Below are 737 nucleotides of genomic sequence, written 5' to 3'. Positions count from 1 at the left end.
GGATTTGGTTTAGGGGCATCGATGATCATTCCGATCGGAGCACAAAATGCGTATGTCTTGAATCAAGGCATAAAGCGCAATCACCACCTGACGACAGCCACTATTTGTAGCGTCCTAGATATGATCTTCATTTCTCTAGGTATCTTTGGTGGTGGTGCTATTCTGTCTCAAAATGAAGTCCTACTGACATCGGTGACGCTTGGTGGTATTGCCTTCCTGAGCTTCTATGGACTACTTTCGCTTAAAAGCGCATTCAAGCCAGAGAATGAATCGGAATCAAAAGGGGAAGTCGTAGCTCGTGGACGCCGAACGGTCATTTTAGGCGCATTAGCTGTCACCGTGCTCAACCCACATTTGTACTTAGATACCGTTGTTATCTTAGGCTCAATCGGTGGACAATTTGAAGGCCATGATCGAATCGCTTTCGCGTTAGGCACTATTATGGCGTCATTTGTTTGGTTCTATACCTTGTCGATGGGCGCCGCAAAACTCGGGCCTACGCTATCTAAACCGAAAGTGAAAAAAGGCATCGATATCGCCGTTGCACTGATGATGTTCACCATTGCTTATGTACTCGCGAGCGAGCTCATCACTAAATACTGGTAATCCAAACCAAAGGATATGAATGACATGGAGTCACTGGAAAACATTTATCGCATCAACAAAGAGCGATTGCATTCGCTCTCGATTCCATTTCGAGAATGGCAACACGAAGCCATTCTCGACTTCGACACCGA

Annotated in this window: 1 protein-coding gene and 1 pseudogene; both read left to right on the top strand. The window is 45.9% G+C overall.

The window, feature by feature from the left end; translation table 11 throughout:
• A partial coding sequence (locus R7Z47_RS24780) for a LysE/ArgO family amino acid transporter (RefSeq protein WP_318130753.1) occupies positions 1-606 on the top strand: 606 nt, incomplete at its 5' end.
• A gap of 24 nt (positions 607-630) precedes the next feature.
• Positions 631-737 (top strand): annotated as a pseudogene (locus R7Z47_RS24775) (DNA-binding protein); the annotation flags it as partial.

The sequence above is a fragment of the Vibrio sp. 1641 genome (assembly GCF_033339995.1).
Classification (GTDB): domain Bacteria; phylum Pseudomonadota; class Gammaproteobacteria; order Enterobacterales; family Vibrionaceae; genus Vibrio; species Vibrio alginolyticus.
This window is presented reverse-complemented; position numbering and strand designations above follow the sequence as displayed.